The organism is Brevundimonas sp., assembly GCF_036405315.1.
Taxonomy (GTDB): Bacteria; Pseudomonadota; Alphaproteobacteria; order Caulobacterales; family Caulobacteraceae; genus Brevundimonas.
This window is the reverse complement of the sequence record NZ_DASWXW010000140.1, coordinates 1-26,174: the sequence shown is the minus strand read 5'-3', so window position 1 is coordinate 26,174 and position 26,174 is coordinate 1. Positions and strand designations below refer to the sequence as shown.

The 26,174-nt window shown below is 68.5% G+C and carries 30 protein-coding genes and 1 pseudogene; 18 read left to right on the top strand and 13 right to left on the bottom strand.

Annotated features, from left to right (window positions below; all coding sequences use genetic code 11):
* The 4 genes and pseudogenes from VGE49_RS08480 to phoB all read left to right on the top strand — a co-directional run.
* Nucleotides 1–178: pseudogene (locus VGE49_RS08480) on the top strand (phosphate ABC transporter permease PstA); the annotation flags it as partial.
* Nucleotides 179–182: 4 nt separating this feature from the next.
* A complete protein-coding gene (pstB, locus tag VGE49_RS08475; RefSeq protein ID WP_331034117.1) occupies nucleotides 183–1,061 on the top strand; it encodes a phosphate ABC transporter ATP-binding protein PstB in 879 nt (292 codons plus the stop codon).
* 10 nt (nucleotides 1,062–1,071) lie between these two features.
* On the top strand, nucleotides 1,072–1,821 hold the full coding sequence (gene phoU, locus VGE49_RS08470) for a phosphate signaling complex protein PhoU (protein WP_331034116.1): 750 nt from the start codon (nucleotides 1,072–1,074) through the stop codon (nucleotides 1,819–1,821).
* A gap of 44 nt (nucleotides 1,822–1,865) precedes the next feature.
* The gene (phoB, locus tag VGE49_RS08465) at nucleotides 1,866–2,555 is read left to right on the top strand and encodes a phosphate regulon transcriptional regulator PhoB (RefSeq protein ID WP_331034115.1); all 690 of its coding nucleotides are present in this window, start codon (nucleotides 1,866–1,868) and stop codon (nucleotides 2,553–2,555) included.
* A gap of 37 nt (nucleotides 2,556–2,592) precedes the next feature.
* Here the strand turns inward: phoB and VGE49_RS08460 are convergent, their stop codons facing one another.
* Nucleotides 2,593–3,519 (bottom strand): Hsp33 family molecular chaperone, encoded by a 927-nt coding sequence (locus VGE49_RS08460; RefSeq protein ID WP_331034114.1) that lies wholly within the window; start codon nucleotides 3,517–3,519, stop codon nucleotides 2,593–2,595.
* Nucleotides 3,520–3,705: 186 nt separating this feature from the next.
* On the opposite strand from VGE49_RS08460, the gene VGE49_RS08455 reads away from it, so the two are divergent.
* From VGE49_RS08455 to VGE49_RS08420, 7 genes are all read left to right on the top strand, one after another.
* Nucleotides 3,706–4,245, top strand: a complete 540-nt coding sequence (locus tag VGE49_RS08455; protein ID WP_331034121.1) for a hypothetical protein — start codon at nucleotides 3,706–3,708, stop codon at nucleotides 4,243–4,245.
* 85 nt (nucleotides 4,246–4,330) lie between these two features.
* Nucleotides 4,331–6,220 (top strand): phosphoglycerate dehydrogenase, encoded by a 1,890-nt coding sequence (gene serA, locus VGE49_RS08445; RefSeq protein WP_473964839.1) that lies wholly within the window; start codon nucleotides 4,331–4,333, stop codon nucleotides 6,218–6,220.
* Nucleotides 6,221–6,317: 97 nt separating this feature from the next.
* A complete protein-coding gene (locus VGE49_RS08440) occupies nucleotides 6,318–8,120 on the top strand; it encodes an autotransporter domain-containing protein (protein ID WP_331034113.1) in 1,803 nt (600 codons plus the stop codon).
* Between the two features lie 254 nt (nucleotides 8,121–8,374).
* On the top strand, nucleotides 8,375–9,001 hold the full coding sequence (locus tag VGE49_RS08435) for a M23 family metallopeptidase (RefSeq protein WP_331034112.1): 627 nt from the start codon (nucleotides 8,375–8,377) through the stop codon (nucleotides 8,999–9,001).
* 99 nt (nucleotides 9,002–9,100) lie between these two features.
* Nucleotides 9,101–10,081, top strand: a complete 981-nt coding sequence (locus tag VGE49_RS08430) for an ABC transporter ATP-binding protein (protein WP_331034119.1) — start codon at nucleotides 9,101–9,103, stop codon at nucleotides 10,079–10,081.
* A complete protein-coding gene (locus tag VGE49_RS08425) occupies nucleotides 10,078–11,523 on the top strand; it encodes an ABC transporter permease (protein WP_331034111.1) in 1,446 nt (481 codons plus the stop codon). The genes VGE49_RS08430 and VGE49_RS08425 overlap by 4 nt, the downstream gene beginning before the upstream one ends.
* Nucleotides 11,524–11,602: 79 nt before the next feature.
* The gene (locus VGE49_RS08420; RefSeq protein WP_331034110.1) at nucleotides 11,603–11,887 is read left to right on the top strand and encodes a hypothetical protein; all 285 of its coding nucleotides are present in this window, start codon (nucleotides 11,603–11,605) and stop codon (nucleotides 11,885–11,887) included.
* An 89-nt stretch (nucleotides 11,888–11,976) separates the two neighbouring features.
* Here VGE49_RS08420 and rpsU read toward each other — a convergent pair whose 3' ends face one another.
* The gene (gene rpsU, locus VGE49_RS08415; protein WP_105562988.1) at nucleotides 11,977–12,219 is read right to left on the bottom strand and encodes a 30S ribosomal protein S21; all 243 of its coding nucleotides are present in this window, start codon (nucleotides 12,217–12,219) and stop codon (nucleotides 11,977–11,979) included.
* A 189-nt stretch (nucleotides 12,220–12,408) separates the two neighbouring features.
* Between rpsU and VGE49_RS08410 the strand changes: the two genes are divergently transcribed.
* Nucleotides 12,409–13,092, top strand: coding sequence for a COQ9 family protein (locus VGE49_RS08410; protein WP_331034109.1), 684 nt, complete (start codon nucleotides 12,409–12,411; stop codon nucleotides 13,090–13,092).
* A 25-nt stretch (nucleotides 13,093–13,117) separates the two neighbouring features.
* On the opposite strand, the gene VGE49_RS08405 is transcribed toward VGE49_RS08410, so the two are convergent.
* Nucleotides 13,118–14,206, bottom strand: coding sequence for a 5-(carboxyamino)imidazole ribonucleotide synthase (locus tag VGE49_RS08405; protein WP_331034108.1), 1,089 nt, complete (start codon nucleotides 14,204–14,206; stop codon nucleotides 13,118–13,120).
* Between the two features lies 1 nt (nucleotide 14,207).
* Nucleotides 14,208–14,699: a 5-(carboxyamino)imidazole ribonucleotide mutase gene (gene purE / locus VGE49_RS08400; RefSeq protein WP_331034107.1), complete on the bottom strand. Its 492-nt coding sequence runs from the start codon at nucleotides 14,697–14,699 to the stop codon at nucleotides 14,208–14,210.
* 134 nt (nucleotides 14,700–14,833) lie between these two features.
* On the opposite strand from purE, the gene VGE49_RS08395 reads away from it, so the two are divergent.
* The gene (locus VGE49_RS08395) at nucleotides 14,834–15,400 is read left to right on the top strand and encodes a GGDEF domain-containing protein (protein WP_331034118.1); all 567 of its coding nucleotides are present in this window, start codon (nucleotides 14,834–14,836) and stop codon (nucleotides 15,398–15,400) included.
* A gap of 13 nt (nucleotides 15,401–15,413) precedes the next feature.
* Here the strand turns inward: VGE49_RS08395 and VGE49_RS08390 are convergent, their stop codons facing one another.
* Genes VGE49_RS08390 through VGE49_RS08380 form a run of 3 tightly spaced genes read right to left on the bottom strand, consistent with a single transcriptional unit; the run spans nucleotide 15,414 to nucleotide 16,747 of the window.
* Complete coding sequence (locus tag VGE49_RS08390) at nucleotides 15,414–15,638, bottom strand: YdcH family protein (RefSeq protein ID WP_331034106.1); 225 nt, start codon at nucleotides 15,636–15,638, stop codon at nucleotides 15,414–15,416.
* Nucleotides 15,639–15,677: 39 nt separating this feature from the next.
* Complete coding sequence (locus VGE49_RS08385; protein WP_331034105.1) at nucleotides 15,678–16,145, bottom strand: TIGR02444 family protein; 468 nt, start codon at nucleotides 16,143–16,145, stop codon at nucleotides 15,678–15,680.
* Nucleotides 16,142–16,747, bottom strand: a complete 606-nt coding sequence (locus tag VGE49_RS08380) for a UbiX family flavin prenyltransferase (RefSeq protein WP_331034104.1) — start codon at nucleotides 16,745–16,747, stop codon at nucleotides 16,142–16,144. Before VGE49_RS08380 ends, VGE49_RS08385 begins: the two co-directional genes overlap by 4 nt.
* A gap of 115 nt (nucleotides 16,748–16,862) precedes the next feature.
* On the opposite strand from VGE49_RS08380, the gene VGE49_RS08375 reads away from it, so the two are divergent.
* Nucleotides 16,863–17,036, top strand: coding sequence for a YdcH family protein (locus tag VGE49_RS08375; protein WP_331034103.1), 174 nt, complete (start codon nucleotides 16,863–16,865; stop codon nucleotides 17,034–17,036).
* Nucleotides 17,037–17,106: 70 nt separating this feature from the next.
* Here the strand turns inward: VGE49_RS08375 and VGE49_RS08370 are convergent, their stop codons facing one another.
* Nucleotides 17,107–17,772, bottom strand: coding sequence for a DUF1013 domain-containing protein (locus VGE49_RS08370; RefSeq protein WP_331034102.1), 666 nt, complete (start codon nucleotides 17,770–17,772; stop codon nucleotides 17,107–17,109).
* Between the two features lie 212 nt (nucleotides 17,773–17,984).
* Between VGE49_RS08370 and VGE49_RS08365 the strand changes: the two genes are divergently transcribed.
* Nucleotides 17,985–18,611 carry a beta/gamma crystallin-related protein gene (locus VGE49_RS08365; RefSeq protein ID WP_331034101.1) on the top strand — a complete coding sequence of 209 codons (627 nt, stop codon included), beginning with the start codon at nucleotides 17,985–17,987 and terminating at the stop codon, nucleotides 18,609–18,611.
* A gap of 46 nt (nucleotides 18,612–18,657) precedes the next feature.
* On the opposite strand, the gene VGE49_RS08360 is transcribed toward VGE49_RS08365, so the two are convergent.
* Complete coding sequence (locus VGE49_RS08360; protein ID WP_331034100.1) at nucleotides 18,658–19,629, bottom strand: NAD(P)H-quinone oxidoreductase; 972 nt, start codon at nucleotides 19,627–19,629, stop codon at nucleotides 18,658–18,660.
* A gap of 79 nt (nucleotides 19,630–19,708) precedes the next feature.
* Here VGE49_RS08360 and VGE49_RS08355 point away from each other — a divergent pair, with 79 nt between their 5' ends.
* Complete coding sequence (locus tag VGE49_RS08355) at nucleotides 19,709–19,912, top strand: DUF1192 domain-containing protein (RefSeq protein WP_331034099.1); 204 nt, start codon at nucleotides 19,709–19,711, stop codon at nucleotides 19,910–19,912.
* Nucleotides 19,913–20,016: 104 nt separating this feature from the next.
* Nucleotides 20,017–20,544, top strand: a complete 528-nt coding sequence (rcdA, locus tag VGE49_RS08350) for a protease adaptor protein RcdA (RefSeq protein WP_331034098.1) — start codon at nucleotides 20,017–20,019, stop codon at nucleotides 20,542–20,544.
* 15 nt (nucleotides 20,545–20,559) lie between these two features.
* Here rcdA and VGE49_RS08345 read toward each other — a convergent pair whose 3' ends face one another.
* Both VGE49_RS08345 and rpmE read right to left on the bottom strand, forming a co-directional pair.
* Nucleotides 20,560–22,116 (bottom strand): L,D-transpeptidase family protein, encoded by a 1,557-nt coding sequence (locus VGE49_RS08345; protein ID WP_331034097.1) that lies wholly within the window; start codon nucleotides 22,114–22,116, stop codon nucleotides 20,560–20,562.
* Between the two features lie 164 nt (nucleotides 22,117–22,280).
* Nucleotides 22,281–22,505, bottom strand: coding sequence for a 50S ribosomal protein L31 (gene rpmE / locus VGE49_RS08340; protein WP_105562861.1), 225 nt, complete (start codon nucleotides 22,503–22,505; stop codon nucleotides 22,281–22,283).
* Between the two features lie 131 nt (nucleotides 22,506–22,636).
* On the opposite strand from rpmE, the gene VGE49_RS08335 reads away from it, so the two are divergent.
* Nucleotides 22,637–24,490, top strand: a complete 1,854-nt coding sequence (locus VGE49_RS08335) for an ABC transporter transmembrane domain-containing protein (protein WP_331034096.1) — start codon at nucleotides 22,637–22,639, stop codon at nucleotides 24,488–24,490.
* Nucleotides 24,491–24,493: 3 nt separating this feature from the next.
* On the opposite strand, the gene VGE49_RS08330 is transcribed toward VGE49_RS08335, so the two are convergent.
* On the bottom strand, nucleotides 24,494–25,528 hold the full coding sequence (locus tag VGE49_RS08330; RefSeq protein ID WP_331034095.1) for a glycerophosphodiester phosphodiesterase: 1,035 nt from the start codon (nucleotides 25,526–25,528) through the stop codon (nucleotides 24,494–24,496).
* Nucleotides 25,529–25,634: 106 nt separating this feature from the next.
* The coding region (locus tag VGE49_RS08325) for an inositol monophosphatase family protein (protein WP_331034094.1) at nucleotides 25,635–26,174 on the bottom strand (540 nt) is incomplete at its 5' end.

The following is a 26,174-nucleotide window of genomic DNA, read 5'->3' as shown; positions in this document are numbered from 1 at the left end:
GCACGCCATCGACGAGCCGGTCGGCGCCCTGCCTTCGCTGATCTACATCTGGGAGAACGCCTCGGAGCGCGCGTTCCACGAGCGGACCGCCGCCGCCATCCTTGTGCTCCTCGCCTTCATGATCGTCATGAACGCCGCCGCGATCCTGCTGCGTCGGCGCTTCGAACGCCGGTGGTAGTCTTATGATGTCCAAAATCTTCCGCGCCCCCGAGGGTCTGGCCGACGGCGGCTCCGCCGGGGCCGCGCCTCACGCCACGCTGACGACGGCCCCGGCCGTGGGCGCCCACGCCTCGGCCCCGCTCGGTCCGATCAAGATCGCCGCGCGCGACGTTTCCGTCTTCTACGGCGAGAAGCAGGCCCTGTTCGGCGTCTCGCTGGACATCCCGGACAAGACCGTCACGGCCCTGATCGGTCCGTCGGGCTGCGGCAAGTCGACCTTCCTGCGGACCATGAACCGCATGAACGACACCATCCCCGGCTGCCGCGTCACCGGCCGCATCGAGATGGACGGCGGCGACATCAACGACCGCAAGATCGACCCCGTGCTGCTGCGCGCCCAGGTCGGCATGGTGTTCCAGAAGCCCAACCCCTTCCCCAAGACGATCTATGAGAACGTCGCCTATGGGCCGAAGATTCACGGCCTGGCCTCGAGCAAGGGCGAGCTGGACGACATCGTCCAGAAGGCGCTGAAGCGCGCCGGTCTGTGGGACGAGGTGGCCGACCGCCTGCACTCGCCGGGCACCGGCCTGTCGGGCGGCCAGCAGCAGCGTCTGGTCATCGCCCGCGCCATCGCGGTCGAACCCGAAGTCATCCTGATGGACGAGCCCTGCTCGGCGCTGGATCCGATCGCCACGGCCAAGATCGAGGAGCTGATCGACGAACTGCGCGAGCGTTACTGCATCGTCATCGTCACCCACTCCATGGCCCAGGCGGCCCGCGTCTCGCAACGCACGGCCTTCTTCCACATGGGCAAGCTGGTCGAGACCGGCGACACCGAAGAAATCTTCACCAACCCGCGCGAGCGCCGCACGCTCGACTACATCACCGGCCGCTTCGGCTAAGGGCGCGAGCATGAACCAGCATACGGTCAAGGCTTACGGCGACGAACTGAACCAGCTGACGGCCGAGGTCGTCCGCATGGGCGGTCTGGCCGAGGCGCAGGTGGCGGACGCCATCGAATCCGTCGCCCGCCGCGACGTGGCCCTGGCGAAGGCGGTGGTCGATCGCGACAACCGTCTCGACGCCATGCACCGCGACATCGAGAAGAAGTCCATCCGCCTGATCGCCCTGCGTCAGCCGGTGGCCTCGGACCTGCGCCGGACCCTGGGGGCCATGAAGCTGGCCTCCGACCTGGAGCGCACCGGCGACCTGGCCAAGAACATCGCCAAGCGGGCGTTGATCCTGGCCGAGGGCGAGCCGATGCAGCCCCTGACCCGTTCGATCGAGCGGATGGGCCGTCTGGTCTCGACTCGCCTTCGCGACGTGCTGGACGCCTATACGGCCTCCGAGGTCGAGCGCGCCCTGTCGGTGTGGAGCACCGACGACGAGGTGGACGAGCACTACAACGCCCTGTTCCGCGAACTGCTGACCTACATGATGGGCGACCCGCGCACGATCACGGCCTGCACCCATCTGCTGTTCATGGCCAAGAACCTGGAGCGGATCGGCGATCACGCGACCAATATCGCCGAGACCGTCCACTATGAGATCACCGGCGAGGAAATGCTGGGAGAGCGGCCCAAGGCCGTCCCCGGTCCGGGCGAAGAGCCCACGCCGACGCCGCATGTGGCGACACCGCCGTCTGACCTGACGGACGACTGACCTTTCCTTTCTGCTGACGACTTCGACCGACCGGAGAGCCTGACGTGCAACCCTATATTCTGGTGATGGAAGACGAGGACGCCCTGGCCACCCTGCTCCAGTACAATCTGGAGAAGGAAGGCTATGACGTGACCGTCGCCGCCGACGGGGAGGAGGGCCTGCTTCAGGTCGACGAGCGCCTGCCGGACCTGGTGCTGCTGGACTGGATGTTGCCCAAGCTGTCGGGCATCGAGGTCTGCCGCCGCCTGCGCGGCCGGGCCGAGACCCGCAACCTGCCGATCATCATGCTGACCGCGCGCGGCGAAGAGACGGACCGTGTGCGCGGCCTGGACACCGGCGCCGACGACTACATGACCAAGCCCTTCTCGATGACGGAACTGACCGCGCGCATCCGCGCCGTTCTGCGCCGCATCCGTCCGGGTCTGGCCGACGACCGGGTCAACCACGCCGACATCGTCATCGACCGCGTCGCCCACCGCGTCCGCCGCGCGGGCAAGGAGGTCCACCTGGGCCCGACCGAGTTCCGCCTGCTGGACCACCTGATGAAGCACCCGGGCCGGGTCTTCAGCCGTGAACAACTGCTGGACGCCGTCTGGGGCTCGGACGTCTATGTCGAGGCCCGCACCGTCGACGTCCACGTCGGCCGCCTGCGCAAGGCCCTGAACGTCGAAGGCACGGTCAACCCGATCCGCACCGTGCGCTCGGCCGGCTATTCGCTGGACCTGAACAGCTAAGCAAAGCCCTTCTCCCCTTGTGGGAGAAGGGTGGAGATCACCCCGCGATCTCGCTCGGGTCGATCTTGTAGACGGTCGAGCAGTACTCGCACGTCGCGTGGATCATGCCGTCGTCCTCGACCATGGCGGCGCGGTCGTCCGGCGGGAAGGACTGCATCACCGTGACCAGTCGATCCTTGGAGCAGCGGCAGACGGCGGCCAGGGCCTGGGCGCCCTCCAGCCGCACGCCGTCCTCGTGGAACAGGCGGTACAGCAGGGTTTCGGCGCTGACCGTGGGGTCGATCAGTTCGTCGTCGCCCAGGGTGTTGAACAGGGCGCGGGTGCGTTCCCACACCTCCTCGGTCGAGCCGCGGGCCTCGTCGCCGGCGATGACCTGGATCATGGCCCCGCCCGCGCGCCAGCCGGTTCCGGCCTCGGTCGTCGCCTGACCCACGGCCAGACGCACCTTGGTCGGCACCTGCTCCGACTGGGTGAAGTAGTGCTCGGCGCACAGCGACAGGCTTTCGCCCTCGATCGGGGTGATGCCCTGAGTGCGCTCGAAGTTCTCGCCCCGGTCGATGGTCATGATGAAGACGCCCTGACCCAACAGCGTCTGCGCGCCGGGGCGGGCGAAGCCCTCGGAGGCCCTGGCCACTTCTTCGGGGTCGAAACGGCAGAAGCCGCGCAGGGTCCCCGCCGTGTCATAGTCGGCCACCACATAGCGCACCGGGCCGTCGCCCTGGGCCTGGACGATCAGGCGGCCCTGGAACTTCAGCGCCGAGCCGACGATGGCGGCCAGGACGCAGGCCTCGCCCAGCAGGGCGGCGACGGGTTCGGGATAGTCATGAGCCGACAGGATCTTGTCCACCACCTCGCCCAGCCGCACCAGACGGCCGCGCACCGGCCAGCCTTCGATCTGGAAGGCGGCGGCGAGGTTGTCGGTCGGGGCGTCGATGGGTTGTGCGGCGGACGCGTGATCGGTCACGGCGAAGATCCTGGAAAGGCGAAACTGTCTGGAAGCGGCGCAACATAGGGAGGCGACAGCCTCTTGGTAAGGGGGAGCCGATTCACTCACGCGGCTTGCAGCTTGACCGTTGACAGCGGAACCTCTTTCGGCCCGGTTCGCTCCTGTCCCGACGATGGTTTTCGACAACAAGAGGTTTGAGTGCCCATGGTTCGACAGTTCAACGCCGTGGACGAGGTCCGCAAACACCCTGGGATCACCGCCGGCGTGGTGGCCGTTCTGGCGGGGGTCGGCCTGGCCGTCCTGCTGCTGAACCAGCGCAGCGGCCCGACCCGCTATGAGCGGCTGCGCGAGCGCGTCGATCCGCGCGGCTGGTTCGACGCCGAGGCCCTGCGTCATCGCTTCGACGACATCGCGCGCGGGGTCCGCCACGGCGCCGACGATCTGACGCACCGCGCCGCCGAACTGGGCGACTACGCGGGCGAACGGGCGGGGCGCTTCAGTCATGACGCCCGGGCGCGCGCCGACCGCTGGCTGCACCGTTCGGGCCGGAAATCCCGCAAGCCGCTGAAAGGCTACACCAAACAGGCGCGGCGCTACGCCCAGGACGCCGGGGACTTCGCCCGCGACCACGCCAAGGAGGGCGGGGCCCTGCTGGCGGTGGCCACCATCGCCGCCGCCATCGGCGCGGCGGCCCTGGAAAGCCGACGCAAGGGCGAGGGATCGCGCGGTTTCGGCAAATTCTGAGCTTTGCTGGAAAATTCATGCGGGAGGGGGCGCTTCGGCGCCCCTTTTCATTGCTGCAAGTGCGAAGGTCGGCTAGGTCCGGCGCATGACTTCGCCTGTCTTCATCTTCGACTTCGATTCCACCCTGGTGCGCATCGAGACGCTTGAAGCGCTCGCCGACATCGCCCTGTCCGACTCCCCTGACGCAGCGGCGAAGAAGGCCGAGATCGCGGCCCTGACCGACCAGGCCATGACGGGACAGGTGGACTTCGGCACGGCCCTGCGCCGCCGGCTGGAGCTGCTGGCCCTGACCCGCGGCCATGTCGAGATCCTGAGCGACCGCATCCTGGACGAGGCCAGCGCCTCGATCCGCCGCAACGTCGACTTTTTCGAACGCCATGCCGAGCGGGTCTACATCCTGTCGGGGGGCTTCCGCGAGGTGATCGCGCCCTTGGCCGCGCGTCTGGGCGTCGCCGCCGATCATGTGCTGTGCAACGACCTGATCTATGACGCCGAGGGGCGGGTCACGGGCGTCGACGACGCCAACCCCCTGTCGCGCGACAACGGCAAGCCCGAGGTCATCAAGGCCCTGAACCTGACCGGACCTGTGGTCATGGTCGGCGACGGCTGGACCGACGCCGAGGTCAAGCTGGAGGGCGCGGCCGACCGCTTCTACGCCTTCACCGAGGTCGTCAGCCGCCAGAAGGTCATCGAGGTCGCCGACGCGACCGCCGCCTCTCTGGACGAGGTCCTGTTCGCCGAGGGCGTGTCTGGCCGCTGGTCCTATCCGCGCAACCGCGTCCGCATGCTGCTGCTGGAGAACATCCACCCCGCCGCCGTCGAGCGGCTGGAGGAGGCGGGCTACACCGTCGAGACCATGAAGGGCGCGCTGGACGAGGACGACCTGATCGAGGCGATCAAGGGCGTGCACGTTCTGGGCATCCGCTCCAAGACCAATGTCAGCAAGCGGGTGCTGGACCACGCCGACCGCCTGCTGGCTGTCGCCGCCTTCTGCATCGGCACCAACCAGATCGATCTGGAGGCCGCCGCCGAACATGGGGTGGCCGTGTTCAACGCCCCCTATTCCAACACCCGCTCGGTGGTCGAACTGGCCATCGGCCTGACCATCGTCCTGATGCGCGACGTGGCCGACAAGTCGGCGGCCATGCACCGGGGCGAGTGGAACAAGTCGGCTGTCGGCTCGCGCGAGCTGCGCGGCAAGACCCTGGGCATCGTCGGATATGGCGCCATCGGCTCGCAGTTGTCGGTCCTGGCCGAGGGGCTGGGGATGCGGGTCATGTTCCACGACCTGTCCGAGCGGCTGGCCCTGGGCAACGCCCGGCGGATGCGCTCGCTGGACGCCCTGCTGGCCGAGGCTGACGTGGTCAGCCTGCACGTCGACGGTCGCAAGGAGAACACGGCGATCATCGGCGCGGCCCAACTGGCGAAAATGAAGCCCGGCGCCCTGTTCCTGAACCTGTCGCGCGGTCACGTCGTCGATGTCGACGCCCTGGCCGAGGCGGTCAAGTCGGGCCGCATCGCCGGCGCGGCGGTGGACGTCTTCCCCGAGGAGCCGCGCACCAACGCCGACCCCTTCGCCAGCCCCCTGCAGGGTCTGAAGAACGTCATCCTGTCGCCCCACATCGGCGGCTCGACCGAGGAGGCGCAGGAAGCCATCGCCGAGTTCGCGGCCGAACGCCTGCTGGGCTATCTGAACCGGGGCGACACCACCTTCTGCGTCAACCTGCCGAACGTGCAGCTGGCCGAGGTGTCGCGCGCCCACCGTCTGCTGCACATTCACAGAAACCAGCCCGGCGTTCTGGCCGAGCTGAACCGCGCCCTGTCGGCGGCGGGCCTCAACATCCTGGGCCAGCACCTGAAGACGGACGAGCGCACCGGCTACGTCATCACCGACGTGGACCGCGACTATGATCCCGAGGTGCTGAAGGTCTTGCGTGACCTGCCGGGCACAGTCCGATTTCGAATGCTTCACTGAACGTTGTTCAGTTTCCCTAGGGGCATCTTGCGCTTGCGGCGAAGCAGCGCATCCTCCGGATAACGACCGCATACTGACGGTCGAGGGAGGAACAACGATGTCTCGTCTTCTTCGCGGAGCGGCCCTGGCCGCCCTGACCCTGGCGGCTGTCTCGACGGCCAGCGCCGCCGGGGCGCAGAGCTACAATCGACTGGTCGTCTTCGGCGACAGCCTGTCCGACAACGGCAACCTCTATCTGGCGACCAGCGGATCGACCCCGACCTCGCCGCCCTACTACCAGGGCCGATTCTCCAGCGGGCCGGTCTTCACCGAGCGGCTGGGCTTCAACGCCGCCAACTTCATGGGGCCGGTGACGGGCAGCATCAACTACGCCTTCGGCGGCGCGCGCACCGACAGCCAGGCTTCGCCGCTGGGGATGCGGGTGCAACTGGCGCAGTACCAGTCGCGCGGCGGCAAGTTCGGCTCTGGCGATCTGGTCAGCATCCTGGGCGGCGCCAACAACATCTTCCAGGGGCTGCCCGCAGCGGGCGCCTCGTCCAATCCGACGGGCAGCATCGCCCCGGTCTCGCTGGCGGCGGCGGCCGACATCAACTTCATCGTCGGCGGCGTGGCCCAGGCGGGGGCTGGGACCATCCTCGTCACCAACCTGCCCAAGCTCAGCCTGACGCCGCAGTTCCGCAGCACCCCCGCCGCGCCCCTGGCCGACTATGCGGTGACGACCTTCAACGGCGCCCTGCTGACCGGGCTGAACGCCACGGCGGCGGCGCGGCCGGGTACGAACATCATCATGATGGACCTGTTCAAGATCGGCGACGTCATTGCGGGCAACCCCAGCGCCTTCGGCGTGTCGAACGTCACCCAGCCCTGCTTCAACGGGGTCACGGTCTGCGCCAACCCCAACGACTACTTCTACTTCGACGGGGTGCACCCGACCGCTGCGGGCCATGCCGTGATTGCACGTCTGGCCAACGACTACCTCTATTACGGCGATCTGGGCTCGCAGACGGCCGTGCTGGGCGAGACGGCCTGGCGGCATCGCGAGGACGCGCTGGACGGTTCGACCGCCAGCCTCTCGGGCCGCGAGGCCTGGACGGCGGGAACCGCGATCTCGGTGGCGGCCCTGGCGGACCGGACCAAGACTGATGCGCGCGGTCGGATCGGCGACGCGACCGCGGACGGCTATGGCGTGCGGATCGCGCTGGAGACGGCCAATGAGACGATGAAGTTCGGCCTGGCCGGCAGCTATCGCAACGCCGACGTGGACGCCGGCGCCATGAACGTCGATCTGGATAGCTTCGGCCTCGATGTCTACGGCGGCTGGCGCTCGGGCGATCTGTTCGTCAATGCGGCGGCGGGCGTGGCCCAGGACGATTTCAACGACATCAGCCGCCTGACCTCTCTGGCTCCTATCGTCCACACCGGCTCGACCCGCGGCGTCTCGACCGGCGCGCGTCTGCAGGGCGGGATGTGGTTCGACATGGGCGGCGTCGCCCTGTCGCCCCGCGCCGCCGTCGCCTGGATCAACAGCGACGTGGACGGCTTCAACGAAGAGGGACCGGCGGCCCAGTACGCCTATCAGGACCGCTCGGTGCAGGGCACGACCGCCGAGATCGCCCTGCGCGCCGAGGCGGGGATCGACCGCTTCCACTTCTACGCCGAGGGCGGCTATCGCGACACGCTGAGCGACGACAGCGACGCGGTCCGCACCGGCATAGCCGGCAATCCGGCGCAGGTTCTGGCGCGTGACGTCGAACTGCCCTGGGGCGGTCAATTCCTGGCCTCGGCGGGCATCGAGGGCACGGTGATGGAGCGTCTCAAGGTCTCGATCGGCTACAAGGGCCGCTTCGGCGATCAGGCCGACAGCCATATGGGCGGGGTGCAACTGACCCTGCCGCTGTAAGGCGTTCGAAACGACAGGGAAGAAGCCGCGCGGCGCACGTCGCGCGGCTTCTTTCGTTTAGGATTGAAGCGTCGGGTTCCCTCGGTGCGACGCCTTGTCGCCCCTGCGGCGCCCCATTCGCGTCCTCGTGTAATGGCAAAAGACGCTCAACCCCGGCCGTCGGCGACTGATTTTCCGCCACCTGCGCTGCCTGTTTCGCGCGACCATGTCGGCCCTCCCGCTCGCAGTTTGAGCGCCCGGAGTGCAGTTTCAGTATGCGTTTTCTTCCCCCGGCCGTGAGGCCGCTTGCGATCCGTTTCGGTCAGACCAGCGTCGTCGCCGTCACCGCCGTTCTCGCCATGGCCGGCGCCCCCCTGGGCGCCGCCAGCCCGCCGTCCGACAAGGCTGAAGCCCTGTCCGTGCCCGCCGCCCCGCCGGTTCAGGCCGTGGCCAAACCCGCCGGTCCCGTCACCCGCAAGGTCCTGTTCGAGGCCCCGGTGAAGGGCTATCGCATCAACTCGGCCTTCGGTCTGCGCAAGCTGGCCATCGAGGCCAAGGCGCGCGCCCATAAGGGCGTGGACATCGCCGCGCCCAAGGGAACCAGCGTCTATACGACCGCCGAGGGGCGGGTTGTGCGCGCCGGCTTCCAGGCCGGCGGCTACGGCAACTTCATCGAGGTGAAACACCCCAACGGCCTGAGCAGCGTCTATGGCCACCTTAGCCGCATCGACGTGCATACGGGGCAGGCCGTGGCCTCGGGCGAGCGGATCGGCCTGGTCGGCTCGACCGGCTATTCGACCGGCCCGCACCTGCATTTCGAGGTGCGTCGCAACGGCGGTCAGGTGAACCCGACCAAGGTCGTCGGTCAGAGCTTCGACGTGAAGGTCAGCGCGCCGAAGTAGGGGCTTACGGATCATGACTGATCCGTAATGTAAAATAGCCTTTCCATTGTCCCCCCGGCGCCGTTAGGCTTCGGGTCTGACGGTTGCATGGGGGACGGCATGGTTGCGGCGTTGACGCTGGACGGGATCAGCAAGAGGTACGGCGGCTTTCAGGCGGTGTCCGACCTGAGCTTCCAGGTCGAAAGGGGCACGATCTGCGGCTTTCTCGGCCCCAACGGCGCGGGCAAGACCTCGACCCTGCGGATGATCCTGGGCCTGCAGTCGGCGACCTCGGGTCGGATCGAGATCCTGGGCGCCGACGACGGGCGCAAGGTGCGCGACCGGATCGGCTTCCTCCCGGAGGAGCGCGGCCTCTACAAGAAGATGACGCCCGTGGACGCCATCGCCTTCTTCGGCGGGCTGAAGGGCCTGCCCGCGTCCGAGGGCCGCAAGCGCGCCCGTGAGATGCTGGAGCAGATGGGCCTGGGCGAGGCCCAGAAGAAGAAGATGAAGGAGCTGTCCAAGGGGATGGCTCAGAAGGTCCAGTTGATCGCCTCGGTCGTGCACCGACCCGAGTTCGTGATTCTGGATGAGCCCTTCTCGGGCCTGGACCCCATGAACCAGCAGGGGCTGGAGGCCATGATCCGCGCCCTGGCCGCCGACGGCGCGACCGTCCTGTTCTCGACCCACGTCATGCAGCACGCCGAACGTCTGTGCGACAAGGTGGTGTTGCTGGCGCGGGGCAAGAAGGCGTTTGAAGGTACGGTGGACGAGGCGCGGGCGACCTCGCCGCGCTTCCTGGAACTGGAGGGCGCGCTGGATGTCGCGGCCGTATCCGTCCTGCCGGGCGTGTCGGGCGTCGAGGTGCTGAGCGATCATGACGGCGCCCGCACCCTGCGCGCCGGGCTGGCGCAGGGTGCAGGCGGGCAGGAGGCGCTGAAGTCGGCCTTCCTGACCGGACTCGACGTGCGCCGGTTCCAGATCAAGGAGCCGACCCTGCACGACGCCTTCATCGCCCTGACCGGCGACCATCCCGACGAAGACCAGAGCGTCGCCCGCGACGGCGCCCGTGACGCTCTCAAGGCGGAGGCCGCCCGATGAACCGCACCCTTCTGATCGCGCGCCGCGAGTTCATGGCCTACGCCAAGACCGTCGGCTTCTGGCTGTCGTTGCTGGCCTTCCCCCTGTTCGGGGTGCTGGGCGGCGTCCTTCCCATCATGATGAAGCACGCCGAGCCGGTGCGTCAGGTGGCCCTGGTCGACGAGGCTCCGGCCGGATCGGGCGTGGCCGCCGCCGTGCGCCAGGCCCTGGAGAACGAGCAGGTCAAGGGCGACATCAGCGCCCTGCGCATGGCCGCCATTCCCGAGGCGGGCGTGGCGGGCGGCGACCGCGTGCGCAAGGTCGCCGAGACCGAAGGCTTCGAGGCCGGGGTGGCCGCCCTGAAGCGCGAGGCGCCGCGCGCCGGGGCCGCCTTCGAGACGCCGAAACGCAGCATGACCCTGGTTGCGCCGCCGGCCGAGATCCTGGCCGCCGCGCCGGGCGAGGCGCGCGACGCCCTGGCCCGGCGCTATGTCAGCGACGACGCCCCCGAGGGACAAAAGCTGAGCGGCGTCGTCTTCCTGACCGAGGCGAACGGTCAGCCGGGCGCGCGCGTCTGGACCGCCCGCGCCACAGACGACGCCGTCGAGGACGCCGTCCGCGACGCATTGAAGGACGCCAACCGGCGTCAGGTTTTCGCCGCCAGCGGCATCGATCCGGCCGTGGTGGCCCAGACGGACCGCTTCCGGCCTGACTTGTCCGTCTTCTCGCCCAAGGCGGCGTCGGGCGGCGAGGTGTCGTTCCGCGACAAGCTGCCGGTGGTCGTCGGCCTGGCGGTCGGTTTCCTGCTGTGGTCGCTGATCATCACCGGGGCCTCCATCCTGCTGAACAGCGTGATGGAGGAGAAGTCGAACAAGATTCTGGAGGTCCTGCTGTCCTCGGCCTCGGCCACGGAGATCCTGACGGGCAAGGTGCTAGGCGTGGCCCTGCTGACGCTGACGGTGCTGCTGGCCTGGGGCGGCCTGGGCGGCGGGGCTCTGTTCACTGCGGCGCCCGACATGGCGCGCGACATCGGTTCGGTGCTGAAGAGCAACGGCCTGTGGATCTACTTCCTGCTGTTCATGGTCGGAGGCTATCTGATGTACGCGGTCCTGTTCGCGGCCATCGGCGCCTTCTGCGAGACGCCGCGTGACGCCCAGACCCTGATGGGGCCGATCATGATGGTGCTGGTGGCGCCGCTGCTGGTCATGCAGATGGCCATCCGTACGCCGGACGCGACCGTGGTCAAGGTGATGAGCCTGATCCCGCCCTTCACCCCCTTCGTCATGGCCGCCCGCGCGCCCAGCGGGCCGCCGCTGATCGAGATCATCGGCGCCCTGGTCGGCATGTTCCTGTTCGCCGCGCTCATGGTCTGGGTGGCGGGGCGCGCCTTCCGCGCCGGCGCCCTGTCGGACGTGAAGCTGAGCTGGAGGAGCTTCCTCGGCGCGGTGCGCGGGGCGGGCTGAACCGAAGGGCGGCGGGCGTGAACCTCGCGTCTCGTCGCCCGTTCATCCGGGCAGGAATCACACCCTATTGAGGTCGACCATGACGAGCATTGTGAAGGCGGCCGGCGCGCGCTGGAGACCGGCGCTGTGGGGGCTGATCGCGGCGCTGCTGCTTCTGCCCCTGATCGCCATGCAGTTCACGCGGGAGGCGGCGTGGGATGCGGCCGACTTCGCATTCGCCGGCGTCCTGTTGATCGGGGCGGGCCTGATCTTCGAACTGACGGCCTGGTGGACGAAAAAACGGGTCTGGCGGCTGGCGATCGGCGCGGTCCTAGTCCTGGCCGTGCTGCTGATATGGGCCGACGCCGCCGTCGGCGTCTTCTAGGTTTTTCGTCTGACCTGTCCGCCAAAGAAAAGGCCCGCTCCGGTTTCCCGGAGCGGGCCTTGATCTTTCAGCCTGGGGCTGGGGCCGTATTAACGGCCGCCCGGCGTGCGGGGCTTCGGAGCCGGCAGCAGGCCTTCGCGCTGGGCGCGCTTGCGGGCCAGCTTGCGAGCGCGGCGAACGGCTTCAGCCTTCTGGCGAGCGCGCTTTTCCGACGGCTTTTCGAAGTGCACGTGGCGCTTCATTTCACGGAAGCTGCCTTCGCGTTGCATCTTCTTCTTCAGGGCCTTGAGCGCCTGATCGACATTGTTGTCGCGGACGAAAATCTGAACCAGGGTTATCTCTCCTTTGGCCGCCCGCCGCGTCCTTTCAAAGGGAGACGGGCAGACAAAATAAAATCTCTCCCGAAAGACAGGGCTCTCGGATGAAGGCGCGCTGATACACGACGAGCGGGGGCCTGTCCAGATCGACACAGGCAATCGTGATGGGTCGAAAAGCCCGGAGGACAGGACTATTCTGGGGATATGACCGAGACCGCCGCTCCTGATCCCCAATACGCCGCTCCCAAATCCGACTGGGCCGCCCGCATGGAGCAGACTGTGCTGGACGCCGCCATAGAACGCGCGCCCGCGCTAGGCTGGAACAGCCGTCTGGTGCGCGCCGCCTGCGAGGCGAACGGTCTGTCGCTGGGGGATGAGGAGCTGCTGCTGCCCAACGGGGCGCGCGACCTGGCTGTCCTGCTGTCGCGGCGCCACGATTCGCGGGCCTTGCAGGCGCTGGAGGCCACGCCCGCCGCCACGATGAAGATTCGCGAGCGAATCGCCGCCGCCGTCTCGGCGCGAATGGAGGCGGGGGCTGAGGACGTGGAGGCGGCCAAACGCTGCGCCGGTTTCCTGACCCTGCCGACCAATGTGGACCTGGGCTTCAAGCTGGCCTGGGAAAGCGCCGATCATCTGTGGCGCTGGGCCGGGGACACGGCGACGGATCAGAACCACTATTCCAAGCGCGCCATCCTGGGCGGCATCCTGATCCCCGCCCTGACCATGCGCTGGTTCGAAGGCCGCGAGGCCGCCGAGGCCTTCGTCGCCCGCCGCATCGAGAACGTCATGGCCTTCGAGAAGTGGAAGGCGGGCAAGGATTTCGACGCGCCGATCAAGGCCGTCACCGACGCGCTCGGACGGCTGCGCTACGGGGCGAAGGAAGCTTGAGCCTCCCTCTCCCGATGGGAGAGGGTCAGAGGATGCGGTTCACGTGCGCCATCTTCCGCCCAGCGCGGGCCTGATGCTTGCCATAGAGGTGCAGGCGTGCGTTCGGCTCGGCGGCCAGGACGCGCCACTGATCGACCTCGTCGCCCAGCAGGTTGGTCATCTCGATGCGGGCGTGGGCTTCGGTGGGGCCCAGGGGCCAGCCGACGACGGCGCGGACGTGCTGCTCGAACTGGTCGCAGACGCAACCGTCCTGGGTCCAGTGGCCGGTGTTGTGGACGCGCGGGGCGACCTCGTTCACCAGCAAGACGGGCTTTCCTTCAGAGTCGGGGCCCATGTCGAACAGCTCGATCCCCATGACGCCGACGTAGTCGAGGCCGTCCAAGATCGCCGAGGCGATCTCCTCGGCGCGGGCCTGCGTCTTCGGATCGACGGCGGCGGGGGCCAGGGTGGTTTTCAGCACCCCGTTGGCGTGGATGTTCTCGCCCAGGGGATAGACGGCGACGACGCCGTCGTGGCCGCGCGCGGCGATCACCGACAGTTCACGGTTGAAGACGGCGGCGGCCTCCAGAACGGCGGGGCGGCGGCCGATGGCGTCGAAGGCGGCTTCGGCGTCGGCGGCGTCGCGGATCCAGATCTGACCCTTGCCGTCATAGCCTTCGCGGCGGGTCTTCAGCACGGCGGGCAGACCGAGCTTGTCGATGGCGTTGGTCAGGTCGTCCAGCGTGGTGACGGCGGCGAAATCGGCGGTCACGGCGCCGACGGCGTTCAGATAGGTCTTCTCGTCCACCCGGTCCTGGGCCACGGCCAGGGCCGTCGGTCCGGGCGCGACCAAGGCGCCGGCCTCGGCCAGGGTCTCGACCGAGGCGGCGGGGACGTTCTCGAACTCGAAGGTGACGACGTCGCACAGGCGGCCAAGCGCCTGCAGCGCGTCGGGGTCGTCATAGGGGGCGGTGATCTGGGCGCGCGAGACGCGGGCGGCCGGGCAATCCCGCTGGGGATCGAGGATCACCACGTCGAAGCCCAGGCGCGATGCGGCCTGGCTCAGCATCCGACCCAACTGGCCCCCGCCGAGAATGCCGAGGGTCGATCCGGGGGGCAGGGGCAGCTGGGGCAAGTCAGTCCTCGACGGTTTCGGCGACGGAATCGGTCTGGGCGACGCGGAAGGCCGATAGACGCTCGGCCAGTTCGGGATCCGACAGGGCCAGGATCTGCGCCGCCAGGATGCCGGCGTTGGCGGCGCCCGCCTCGCCGATGGCCAGGGTGGCGACCGGGACGCCGCCCGGCATCTGGACGATGGAGAGCAGGCTATCCATGCCCTTCAGGGCCTTGGACTGGACCGGCACGCCCAGCACCGGCAGGTCGGTCATCGAGGCGGCCATGCCGGGCAGGTGGGCCGCGCCACCGGCGCCGGCGATGATGACCTTGTGGCCCTTGGCCTTGGCGGTCGTGGCGAAGTCATAGAGGCGCTGGGGCGTGCGGTGGGCGCTGACGACCTTGGCTTCCCAGGCGACGCCCAGTTGATCCAGGCGTTCGGCGGCCAGCTTCATGGTGGGCCAGTCGGACCGGCTGCCCATTATGATGGCGACGGGCGGCGTCGAGGCGGTCATGCGAAGGCTCCCACACGGAAAGCGGCCCGTTACAGCACACGCGTTGCGCCCGCAACCAAGGTCGTTAGAATCATCTGCGTCGCGAGGGCCTGAGTCGCCTGCGATTCGCGATACCGGAGCCTGACTTGACCGACGTGGCCGAACCGACTGCAGAGACCGATCTGCACGCCGAGATCGAACGGCTGCGCGCCGAAGTCGTCGCCCTGACCGCTCGCGCCGAGACGGCTGAAGCCCTGGCCGACCACGATGTCCTGACCCGGGCGCTGAACCGGCGCGGCTTCATGACGGTGCTGAACCGCAGCATGGCCTATTGCCGTCGTCACGAGGTCGAGGCGGCGCTGCTCTATCTCGACATGGACGGGTTCAAGGGCGTCAACGACACCCTGGGCCACGCGGCGGGGGACGCCGCCCTGATGGCCGTCGCGGACCTGCTGCTGGGTCATGTGCGCGAATCCGACGCCGTCGGGCGTCTGGGCGGGGATGAGTTCGCCCTTCTGCTGATGAATGCGGGCGCGGACGAGGGGCGTGAAAAGGCGAGGCGTCTGGCGGCGGCTCTGGAGACCGAAGGCTTCGCCTGGGAGGGCTCGACCGTGGCCCTGGGCGGCTCGTTCGGCGTCCGGGCCTATGCGGGGCAGACAGATCCCGAGGTTTGGCTGTCGGAAGCCGACGCCGCCATGTGGTTGAGGAAGAAGGCCCGCTGAGCCGTCCGTCCGCCTAGGCGATGATGTCGGGCAGGATGCGGTCTTCGATCTTCACGATCTCGTCGCGCAGGGCCAGCTTCTTGCGTTTCAGGCGCGCGATCAGCAACTGATCTGGGATCGGAACCAGGCCCAGTGCGTCGATCGAGGCGTCAAGGTCGGCGTGTTCCTGCTGAAGCGTGTTCAGCTCGGCCCGCAGCAGCTTGTCGTCGTCGGACAGGAAAGGTTGATCGTCGTTCATGGCGCGCCCCGGAAGCCCCTTCTTATAGCCGACCGGCCGTCAGGCGGGAAGGCGATCCGCCAGGGTCGTCAGCGCAGGACGCGGCACGACGCGGGCCCATAGCTTCGCTGTATCGGCCAGGCCGTCGATGGCGCGGCGCGGGGCGCCGGACGGGGCGGGCGCCAGACTTTCCAGCTCCAGCATCAGGCGGCGCTCGGCGTCCAGCTCCAGCGCCTTGACCTGCCGGCGCAGGGCCTCGCGGTGGTCGTCATCGACGTCAGGAATGGGCGCCTTCAGCGTGCGACGGACGGTGCGAAGCTGAGCGGTGATCACGGTGTCGTAGGCGCGGGCTGTGTCGCAGGCGGCCTCGAGGGTCTCCTCGTCCGGGCGGCGGCCGGTGACGGCGACCCAAGCGGCCCAGAGCAGCAGGGGCACGTTCTGCTCGTTGTGATCCTGCAGGCTCAGACAGGCCTCGGCCACGCCGGGGGCGTCATAGGCGGCGAGGGCCCAGGTCCACAGGTCGCTCATGTGTTGAGGCCTTCCCAGCGGCGCACCGCCGACCAGTCCAGGCCGAACAGGTCCAGCGCCCGGCCGACCGACTGATCCACCATGTCGGCGATGGAGTCCGGCTTGGCGTAGAAGGCGGGCAGGGGCGGGGCGATGGTCGCGCCCATTTCGGCCAGCGAGGTCATGGTGCGCAGGTGGCCAAGGTGCAGCGGGGTCTCGCGCACCATCAGCACCAGAGGCCGGCGCTCCTTCAGCACCACGTCGGCGGCGCGGGTCAGCAGGGTCGAGGTCACGCCGGTGGCGATCTCGCTCATGGTCCGCACCGAGCAGGGGGCCACGATCATGCCCAGGGTGCGGAACGAACCCGAGGCGATGGCGGCGCCGACGTCGGCGAGCTTGTAGGTCACGTCCGCCTTCGACAGCAGGTCGTCGGGGCTCAGATCCGTCTCCTGCGACAATGTGAGCAGGGCGGCTTTCGTGATCACCAGATGGCTCTCGACGCCCAATTCGCGCAGGGCGTCCAGCACCCGCGCGCCATAGACGGCGCCGGAAGCGCCAGAGATTCCAACGACCAACCGCGACGGTTTCGGGTTCCCTATCGTCGAGTTCACATCGTCGGCCATTTTGACTTCCACAGTCTCCGTGTTCGGAGCGACGGAGGGTCACTGCAATGTGATTCCACAGGCCGTCGTTCCGGGCGCTCAGTGTAGTGGTCCCTTAGACATGGAGGCGCAAGCCATGACCATCGAGGCTCGTATTCGCGAACTGGGAAATCGGCACCGGTCGCTGGATGAGACGATCCGGCAGGAGGCGCGCAGACCCACCGCGGACCCGATCCAACTCAGGGAACTCAAGCAACGAAAGCTCAGGCTGAAGGAAGAGATCACTAGTCTGGAGGCCAGAGCCCACTAGGCCTCCCGGAAAAAGAGAACGGCCCCGAAGATCGCTCTTCGGGGCCGTTTCCATGTTCGGGTCGGAACGATCAGTCGTTCTTGCCGAAGACCGACTCGGCGGTCGGCTCGGCGCCGGGGCGCACGCGCTCTTCCGGGACGAACTCGGGCTCTTCCGGCTCGGCTTCGATGGCCTGCAGCACGCCGCCGCCGGACTTGGCGTCGTCCTTGGCCTTCTTGTCGGCGGCCTTCTTGACGATTTCGTCCAGCTGCAGCTGGCCGACCAGGCCCAGGGTCACGGGATCGACCGGCTTGATGTTGGCCGAGTTCCAGTGGGTGCGGTTGCGCACGGTCTCGATGGTGGACTTGGTCGTGCCCAGCAGCTTGGCGATCTGGGCGTCGGTCACTTCCGGGTGGTTGCGCACGAACCAGGCGATGGCGTCCGGGCGGTCCTGACGACGCGACACCGGGGTGTATTTCGGGCCGCTCTTGGACGGCTTCAGCAGTTCGGCGTGGCGACTGACCACGGCCTTCATGCGGTAGTCGGGGTTGGCCTGGGCCTTTTCCAGTTCCTCGCGGGTCAGCTGGCCGCCCGTGACCGGGTCCACGCCGCGGATGTCGCGGGCTACGTCGCCGTCGGCGATGCCGCGCACTTCCAGCGGGTGCAGGCCGCAGAAGTCGGCGATCTGCTCGAAGGAGAGCGAGGTGTTGTCCACCAGCCAGACCGCGGTGGCCTTGGGCATCAGGATGTCGGTCATGGGGCGTGCGTCCCGGCGTTGGCCCGAAAATCGGGCGTTTGAATCGACGGCGCCCGACCTTTCGGCCGGGCGCGAGAGCTTCTGTATAGGCGATTTCCCGGCAAATGAAAACGTCGTCTGACCTTACCATACAGCCAAGGTTCATCCGTGATGTTGAACTGTGTGGCTTAGGGCGCGTTGTGCGCCGTGGGATCAGCGGAGGAGACCGTCCCATGAGAAGGTTCTTGATTGCGGCCGCAGGTGTGGTCGCGGCGACCGGCGGCCTGTCCGCTGTCAACGTCACGTCGGCCGAGGCTCAGGCTCAGATGCGCGGAGCCCCTCGCGGCAGCTATGCGCAGAGCTGCACCGGCTCCTATGTCAACCAGGGCCGCCTGTACGCGGACTGCCGTGACCGGCGCGGCCAGGTGCGCGAGACCTCGATCGAGCTGGCGCGTTGCTCCAGCAGCGACATCGGCAACGACAACGGCCTTCTGGTCTGTCAGGGCCATCGCGGCGACTATGAGGACAACGGTCGCCCGGGCGGCGGCAACGGCGGCGGCTGGCCGGGCGGACCGGGCGGAGGCGGCGGCTGGGGCAATCGTTCGATCACCGTCTATCGCGACGCCAACTTCCGCGGCCAGTCGATGAGCTTCCGCGAAGAGGTTCCGAACCTGCGCAACAGCGGCCTGAATGATGCGATCAGTTCACTGCGTCTGGGGCGCGGCAGCTGGGAAGTCTGCGAGGACGCCAACTATCGCGGCCGCTGCCAGATCATCGACGGCGACGTGCGCGACCTGGGGCGCTCCGGTCTGAACGACCGGATTTCTTCGCTCCGCCCCGCGCGCCGCGGCGGCTACTGATAATCGGGAAACGGGAGGCTTCGGCCTCCCGTTTTTCTTTCGGCGCTCAGAGCGTCAGGACGATCTTGCCGACGTGATCGCCGTCCTCCAGTCGCCGATGTGCGGCGGCGGCCTGATCCAGGGGGAAGGTGGCTTCGACCTTGGCGCGCACCGCGCCCGAGGCGACCCAGGGCCAGACGGTCTGTTCGACTGCGGCGGCCAGGCGCGCCTTTTCGTGGGCGGGGCGGCTGCGCAAGGTCGAGCCGGTCAGCACGATCCGTTTCAGCATGACCCGCATCAGGTCGATCTGGGCCAGGGCGCCGGTCAGCGTGGCGATGACGACCCAGCGTCCGCCGGGCTTCAGCGCGTTCAGGTTCAGTTCGGCGTAGGCCGCTCCCACCATGTCCAGCACCACGTCGGCGCCGCCCGCGGCCTTGATAGCGTCCCGCAGGTCGCCGTCGGCGGCGTCCAGACTGACGTCGGCCCCCAGGGCGCGGGCGGCCTCGGCCTTGGCCGCGCCGCGCGAGGTGGCGATGACGCGGGCGCCCGCCGCCTTGGCCATCTGGATGGCCATGACGCCGATGCCGCTGGTGGCGCCGTGGATCAGCAAGGTCTCACCCGCCTTCAGCCCGCCGCCCTCGAAGACGTTGGCGAAGACGGTGAAGGCGGTCTCGGGCAGGGCCGCGGCCTGCACGAAGTCGAGGCCTTCGGGGATGGGCAGGGCGTGGCGGGCGTCCACCACGGCGTATTCGGCGTAGCCGCCGCCGCCCAGCAGAGCGCAGACCCTATCGCCGACGCGCCAGCGCGTGACGCCTTCGCCCACGGCGTCGACCTCGCCGGCGACCTCCAGCCCCAGAATGTCCGAAGCGCCGGGCGGTGCAGGATAGCGGCCCTCGCGCTGGACGATATCGGGACGGTTCACCCCCGCGGCCCCCACGCGAATGCGGATTTCGCCCGGGGCGGGGGTCGGTTGGGGGCGTTCAGACGGCGTCAGCGCCTCGGCCGGTCCCTTGCCGCCTTCTATCTCGATGACCCGCATGATGCCTCCGCCGCTTGCAATCCTTGTCATTGGGGCGTTTTCATACGGGTTCGTGCGGTCGCTGACCACGGAGGCGATGATGTCGTTCGAAGATCTGGAGCCCCGGCCCCAAGGCGGCGAGGCGCTGAGGGCGCTGGGCCGCGAAGACCTGGACCTCTACGCCGTTGATGAACTGCACGAGCGGATCGCCGCGCTGGAGGCTGAGATCGCGCGGTCCAAGGCCGCCATCGACGGCAAGTCGTCCAAGCGCAGCGCCGCAGACGCCCTGTTCAATTTCCGCTGAGAAGCCTCTCCCGCCTTGTCGTAATCCGTGGCATGACGATTGCAGTTCCGGTCCGTGCGGCGTCCTTTCGACCCGCGAGTTCTGACGGACGCGCGTGACATTTCATGGGTAGCACCGAGTTGACAGCCATCGACCTTGATGTGGCCGGATCGCGTTCGCGCAGCGCCGAGGTGCTGGATTTCGCGCGCTCCGAACTGTTCGACCGCACCTTCCGCGAGGGCATGGAACTGGTCGAGGAGACCGCCGCCTATCTGGACGGCGACGGGCGCCAGGATTCGCGTCTGCTGTCGCGCGCGGCGGCCCTGGCCTATGCGGGCGAGAGCATGAAGCTGACCACGCGCCTGATGCAGATCGCGTCCTGGCTTCTGGTTCAGCGCGCCGTGCGCGAGAATGACATGAGCGCCGCTTCTGCCTGCGAGCCGCGCTATCGGCTGGCCGACCGCAAGGTCGAGAGCGAGCCCAGCCATCGCGACCTGCCCATCGCCCTGATCGAATATGCCGTGCGCGCCGAAAAACTGTACGACCGCGTCCTGCATCTGGATCGGCGCATGTACCTGGGCGGAGACGAGGACCAGCCCGTCAATCCGGTCCAGAGCCAACTGGACCGGCTGCAGGCGGCCTTCGGGGGCTGAGCCCAAAGGACGCGCTTACGGTCCGACGTCGTTGGCGTCGCTGGGGCCGTCGGCGATGACGCGAGGCAGATTGACGGCGATGCCCAGGGCCTGAGCCAGTTTTTCATCGCGGCGATAGACGTCCTCGCGGAAGGCGACCCGACCCTGGCCGTCGACGAAGGCGGTCCAGTAGAGCAGACGCACGGCGATCTCGCGCCCGGTGGTGACGCGCTTGGTCTCGCGGCTGTCCTGGGCCGCGTCGAACTCGGCCAGCTTGGCCGGGTCGGGCTGCAGCAGCAGGCGAGCGAACTCGACTGCGTTCTGCACCCGCACGCAGCCGTGGCTGCGCTGACGCACCGACAGGTTGAAGGCGGCCTTGCCGGGGGTGTCGTGCAGGAAGATGGCGTAGCTGTCGCGCAACTCGAACTTCACATAGCCCAGCGACGACTGCGGCCCGGCGCGCTGCACCACCCAGCCGTCGGCGTTGATGTACATGTCATGGGCGGCCAGATAGCCGGGGCCCTTGGGCAGGATCTCGCGGCGCGCGATGCCCATGGGCACGGTCCACGGCGGATTGGCCACGACTGAAGCGAAGGGCTTCTCCAGGCTGGGGGTCTGGTTTTCCTCGGTGCCGACGATGACGCGGTTGGAGTGAACCGGCTTGCCGTCCTTCCAGTAGACCATGATGGCGGCGGCGGTGTTGACCTCGATCCGCTCGGGATTCAGCTCGCGCTTCAGCCAGCGGCGGCGTTCCAGGTTGAGGGCGATCTGGCGGGCGCGGTCCTCGGCCGAGGCGCCGAGCGAACGCTGGGTGCCGGGGCCGACGCGGCCGTCCGAACCCAGGCCGTGACGGGTCTGGAAGCTGCGCACCGCCTGCTGCAGTTCCGACCCATAGGCCAGGTTGCCCTTCAGCCGTTCGCCGGCGGCGGCGCCGAGGTCGCCCTCGGCGACCAGGCGGGCGATCAGGGCGGGGATGCGCGCGTCGCTGGCGCCGGGCTCGATGGTCGGGCCGGAGCGGAAGGCGGGCCAGCCGCCGGCGCGGGTGATGCGGCGATAGCGGGCGTAGCCGGCCGACAGATTGGTGTAGCCGATGTCAGTGGGGGCCAGGTTGTCGAACCACTGGCTCAACTGATTGGCGCTGATCGCCTGGGTCAGGCCGGCGGGGATGTCGACGCTGTTTTTCTGCATCTCCCACAGGTCCTCGACCGTCTCGGGACGGACGCGGCCCTCGGCCAGGACGCGGGCGTAGGTCACGGCGGCGGCGGTGGTGCGAATCTCGGCTGAGGCGGGGTCGGCGGCCAGGCCGACGAAGTCGAAGAAGTCTCCGGCCGGCAGGGCGTGGCGTTCGGCGCCGGCGGCGACCTCCTGAAGCACGCGCAGGCGATCGGCGGTCCAGATCGGCTTGCCGCCGGTCAGCTGATAGACGGCGCGAACGTCGGCCTGCACGGCCTCGGGCAGGCGGCCGGCCTGAGCGTCGAAACCGGCGATGAACACCTGAGGATCGACCGGACGGTTCTGCGCCAGTGCGGAGGAGGCCGCGCCAAGGGTCAGGGTCGTCGTCGCGACGCCAAAGCCCAATTCCCGTCGGTTCATATTCAAAAGCTCTTAAGTCCGGTCCGGCGCCAGACCCGTCGCCTGCGCCCCGAAGGATCGAACGCCCCCATGTTATCGACGTTCCGGCCAAACAAAAAGCGCCGGCCCATCGGACCGGCGCTTCTGTGGCGACTTTGTCGCAGCCCCCGAGAGGGCTGTGCGGCTTACTTCTTGATGAAGCCGCCGAACTTGTTGTTGAAGCGCGACACGCGGCCGCCGCGGTCCAGCATCTGGGCGTTGCCGCCGGTCCAGGCGGGGTGGGTCGACGGATCGATGTCGAGGGCCAGCGAGGCGCCTTCCTTGCCGTAGGTCGAACGGGTCTGGAAGGTGCTGCCATCCGGCTTCACAACCGTGATGAAGTGGTAGTCGGGGTGCGTGTCCGCTTTCATAGATCTGATCCGTCTCTGCGCGGCGACGATGCCGACCGTCAATGCGCGTAAATAGAGAAACCCGCCGAGGCTGCAGCGGGAATGAGGGGCGGCGTTTACACCGGGGGGCGTTCCGGGGCAAGAGCGCGGCTATGACCCAAGTTTCTTCGCCTTCCGCATCGCAAGACGCCGCCGCCCGGGGGCGCCCCGGCGCCGGGGCCCTGCTGGCCGAGCAGATGGAGGAGGCGGGCGGCAAGCGCGCCAAGACCCGCAACATCAAGCCCCTGGCCCAGTTGCTGCCCTTCATGATGCGGCACCGGCTGGACGCGGCGATCGCGGGCCTGTGGCTGATCGGCTCGACCGTGGCCTCCCTGGGCCTGACGGCGACGGCGCGCGGCGCCATCGACAAAGGCTTCGAGAACGGCGGCCGAGACATCAACACCTGGTTCCTGATTCTGGGCGCCAACGCCCTGATTCTGGGGCTGGCGACGGCCTTCCGCTATTTCTATGTCACCAAGACGGGCGAGCGGGTCATCGCCGATCTGCGCACGGCCCTGTTCAAGCGCATCCTGACGCTGGACCCGGTCTTCTTCGCCCATATGCGGACGGGCGAGGTGCTGTCGCGTCTAACGACCGACATCCAACTGGTCGACACCCTGCTGACCACCTCGGTGAGCTACGCCCTGCGCAACTTCCTGACCCTGATCGGCGGGGTGATTTTGCTGTTCTTCGTCAGCCCCAAGCTGACCGGCTTTGTCCTGCTGATCGTGCCGGTGCTGATCGTGCCGCTGTTCATCTTCGGCCGTCAGGTGCGCAAGTTGACGGTCAAGTCGCAGGACACCTTCGCCGGCGCCGTGGGTTTCGCGGGCGAGAGCGTGGACGCCATCGAGACGGTCCAGGCCTTCGGCCGTGAAAAGAGCGCCATCAGCCGTTTCGGCGCGGCGGTGGAGGAAGCCTTCGGCGTCTCCCTGACCCGGATGCGGGCGCGGGCGGTCATGACGGCCCTGATCATCACCGTCATGTTCGGCGGCGTGACCCTGGTGCTGTGGCTGGGAGCTCAGGACGTGATCGCCGGGACCATGACGCCGGGCGCCCTGCTGCAGTTCGTCCTGCTGTCGGTCTTCGCCGCGGGGGCCGTGGGCGCGCTCGGCGAAAGCTGGGGCGACGTTCAGAAGGCCGCCGGGGCCATGGAGCGGATCGACGAACTGATGCGGGCCGTGCCCGCCATCGCCCCGCCCGCCACGCCCGTCGCCCTGCCGCAGCCGCCGCTGGGCGAGGTGTCGATGTCGGCGGTGGACTTCGCCTATCCGGGCCGGCCCGACCTGCCGGCGCTGAAGGGTTTCAGCCTGACCGTGCGTCCGGGCGAGACCGTGGCCCTGGTCGGGCCGTCGGGCGCGGGCAAGTCGACGGTCTTCCGTCTGTTGCTGCGCTTCTATGATCCTCAGTCGGGCCTGGTGTCGGTGGACGGCGTGGACGTGCGCGCCGCCGATCCGATCGCGGTGCGCGAACGCTTCGCCTGGGTGTCGCAGGAGGCGCCCCTGTTCTCGGGCTCGGCCCTGGAGAACATCCGCTTCGGCCGCGAGGACGCCAGCCTGGCCGAAGCCCGCGCCGTAGCCGACGAGGCGCAGGCCCTGGGCTTCATCGAGGCCCTGCCGCAGGCCTTCGACACGCCGTTGGGCGAGCGCGGCAAGAGCCTGTCGGGCGGACAGCGCCAGCGGCTGGCCATCGCCCGCGCCCTGGTCCGCGAGGCCCCCATCCTGTTGCTGGACGAGGCCACCAGCGCCCTGGACGCCGAGAACGAGCGTCTGGTGCAGGCGGCGCTGGATCAGGCCATGGAGGCGCGCACCACCCTGGTCATCGCCCACCGTCTGGCCACGGTTCTGCGCGCCGACCGCATCGTCGTCATGGACGGCGGCAAGGTGGTCGAGGAAGGCACCCACGCCGAACTGACGGCCAGGGGCGGGCTTTATGCGCGTCTGGCGCAACTGCAGTTCCAGGGGACGTAAGGCTCAGCGCGCTGCGACCGCTACGCCGGGAAAATCGCTGAACACGGCGTTGACGCCCAAGGCGTAGAAGGCGTGCAGATAGCCGCTCAGGTCGCCGTGGTCGGCGAGGGCGTCGCCCTGACGCCGTTCCAGCGGCAGGAAGGCGTTCTCGGCGCGGAAGGTCCAGACCACGACCTTGAGCCCCGCCGCATGGGCGTCGCTGACCAACGAGGTGGCGGGCAGGCTGCGGCCTGTGGCGTCGCGCGGCAGGATCAGGCCGGTCTCGACCCCGATCGCGTCGGCATAGACGGCGACGGCGCGCAGGCCCTCGGGCGTGCTCATGGCGGCATAGGTCAGGTCGGGACGGTCGGCGGGGCCGCCTACGAGGCTCATCAACTGCAGCAGGGGGGCGTCGATGCGGGCCTTGAGCCTTTGCAGCGGCCCGACCTCGAAGCACTGGATCAGGATGGGGGCGTCGGCGCCGGTCAGGCCGTGGCGTTGCAGCGCGGCGATGAAGGCGTCCTCCATCGGCAAGCCGATGCCGGCGAAATAGGAGGGGTGCTTCAGTTCGGGCGCGACGCCGATGACGCGGCCGGTGCGGGCGCTTTCCTCGCGAGCGAGGGCCAAGACTTCGTCAAAGGTCAGGATGGGCTCCCGGTCGTCCCAGGCGGAGTTGTCGGGGCGCAGCAGGGGCAGGCGCTCGCGGGCGCGCAGGGTCTTCAGCTCGGCCAGGGTGAAGTCCTCGGTGAACCAGCCGGTGGTCACGACCCCGTCGATGGCCTTGGTCGCGCGACGCGCGGCGAACTCGGGCCGGTCGGCCACGTCGGTCGTGCCGCCGATCTCGTTTTCATGGCGAACGACGAAAGCGCCGTCGCGGCTCATGACCAGATCCGGCTCGATGACGTCCGCGCCCTGCTGGACAGCCAGACGATAGGCGGCGGTCGTATGCTCCGGCCTTTCGCCGGAGGCGCCGCGATGGGCGATGATCTGGAGGACAGGCGCAGACATGGCCGGGGTTCCACTGAGGAGAAGGGCGGCGGTCAGGATGAGGCGGATCATGGTCTGAGGGTAGGGGGCGCGCGCGACGAGGCCGTGAACGGCGCAGGAAAAAGGCGGCGGGGCTTTCGCCACGCCGCCTCGGTTCCGTATCGCGCGGTGACGCGGATCAGGCCGCTTGCAGGATCTTGCGCAGTTGCGGCTGCAGTTCCGGGTTGGCGGCGACGATCTGCTTGCCGTTCTTGGGATCGCCGTCGATGTCGATGGTCGTGACCACGCCGCCGGCTTCGGTGACGAACAGGATGCCCGCCGCCACGTCCCAGGGCTGCAGGTTACGCTCGAAGAAGGCGTCGTAGCGGCCCGCGGCGACCCAGGCGAAGTCCAGCGAGGCGGCGCCCAGGCGACGGATGCCGGCGACGCGCTGGCCGACGGCGTGGATATCCTTGATCGACTGGGCGTGGCCGGACTTGCCGATGAAGGGCAGGCCGGTCGAGATCAGGCTTTCCGACAGGTCGCGGCGGCCCGAGACGCGGATGCGCTGGTCGTTCAGGTAGCAGCCCTTGCCTTTTTCAGCCCAGAACAGCTCGTTCATCACCGGGTTGTAGGTGACGCCGGCGACGATCTCGGACGAGCCGTCGGGGTGCTTGCGCTCCAGGCCCACCGTGATGGCGAAGTGGGGCATGGCGTGCATGAAGTTGGTGGTGCCGTC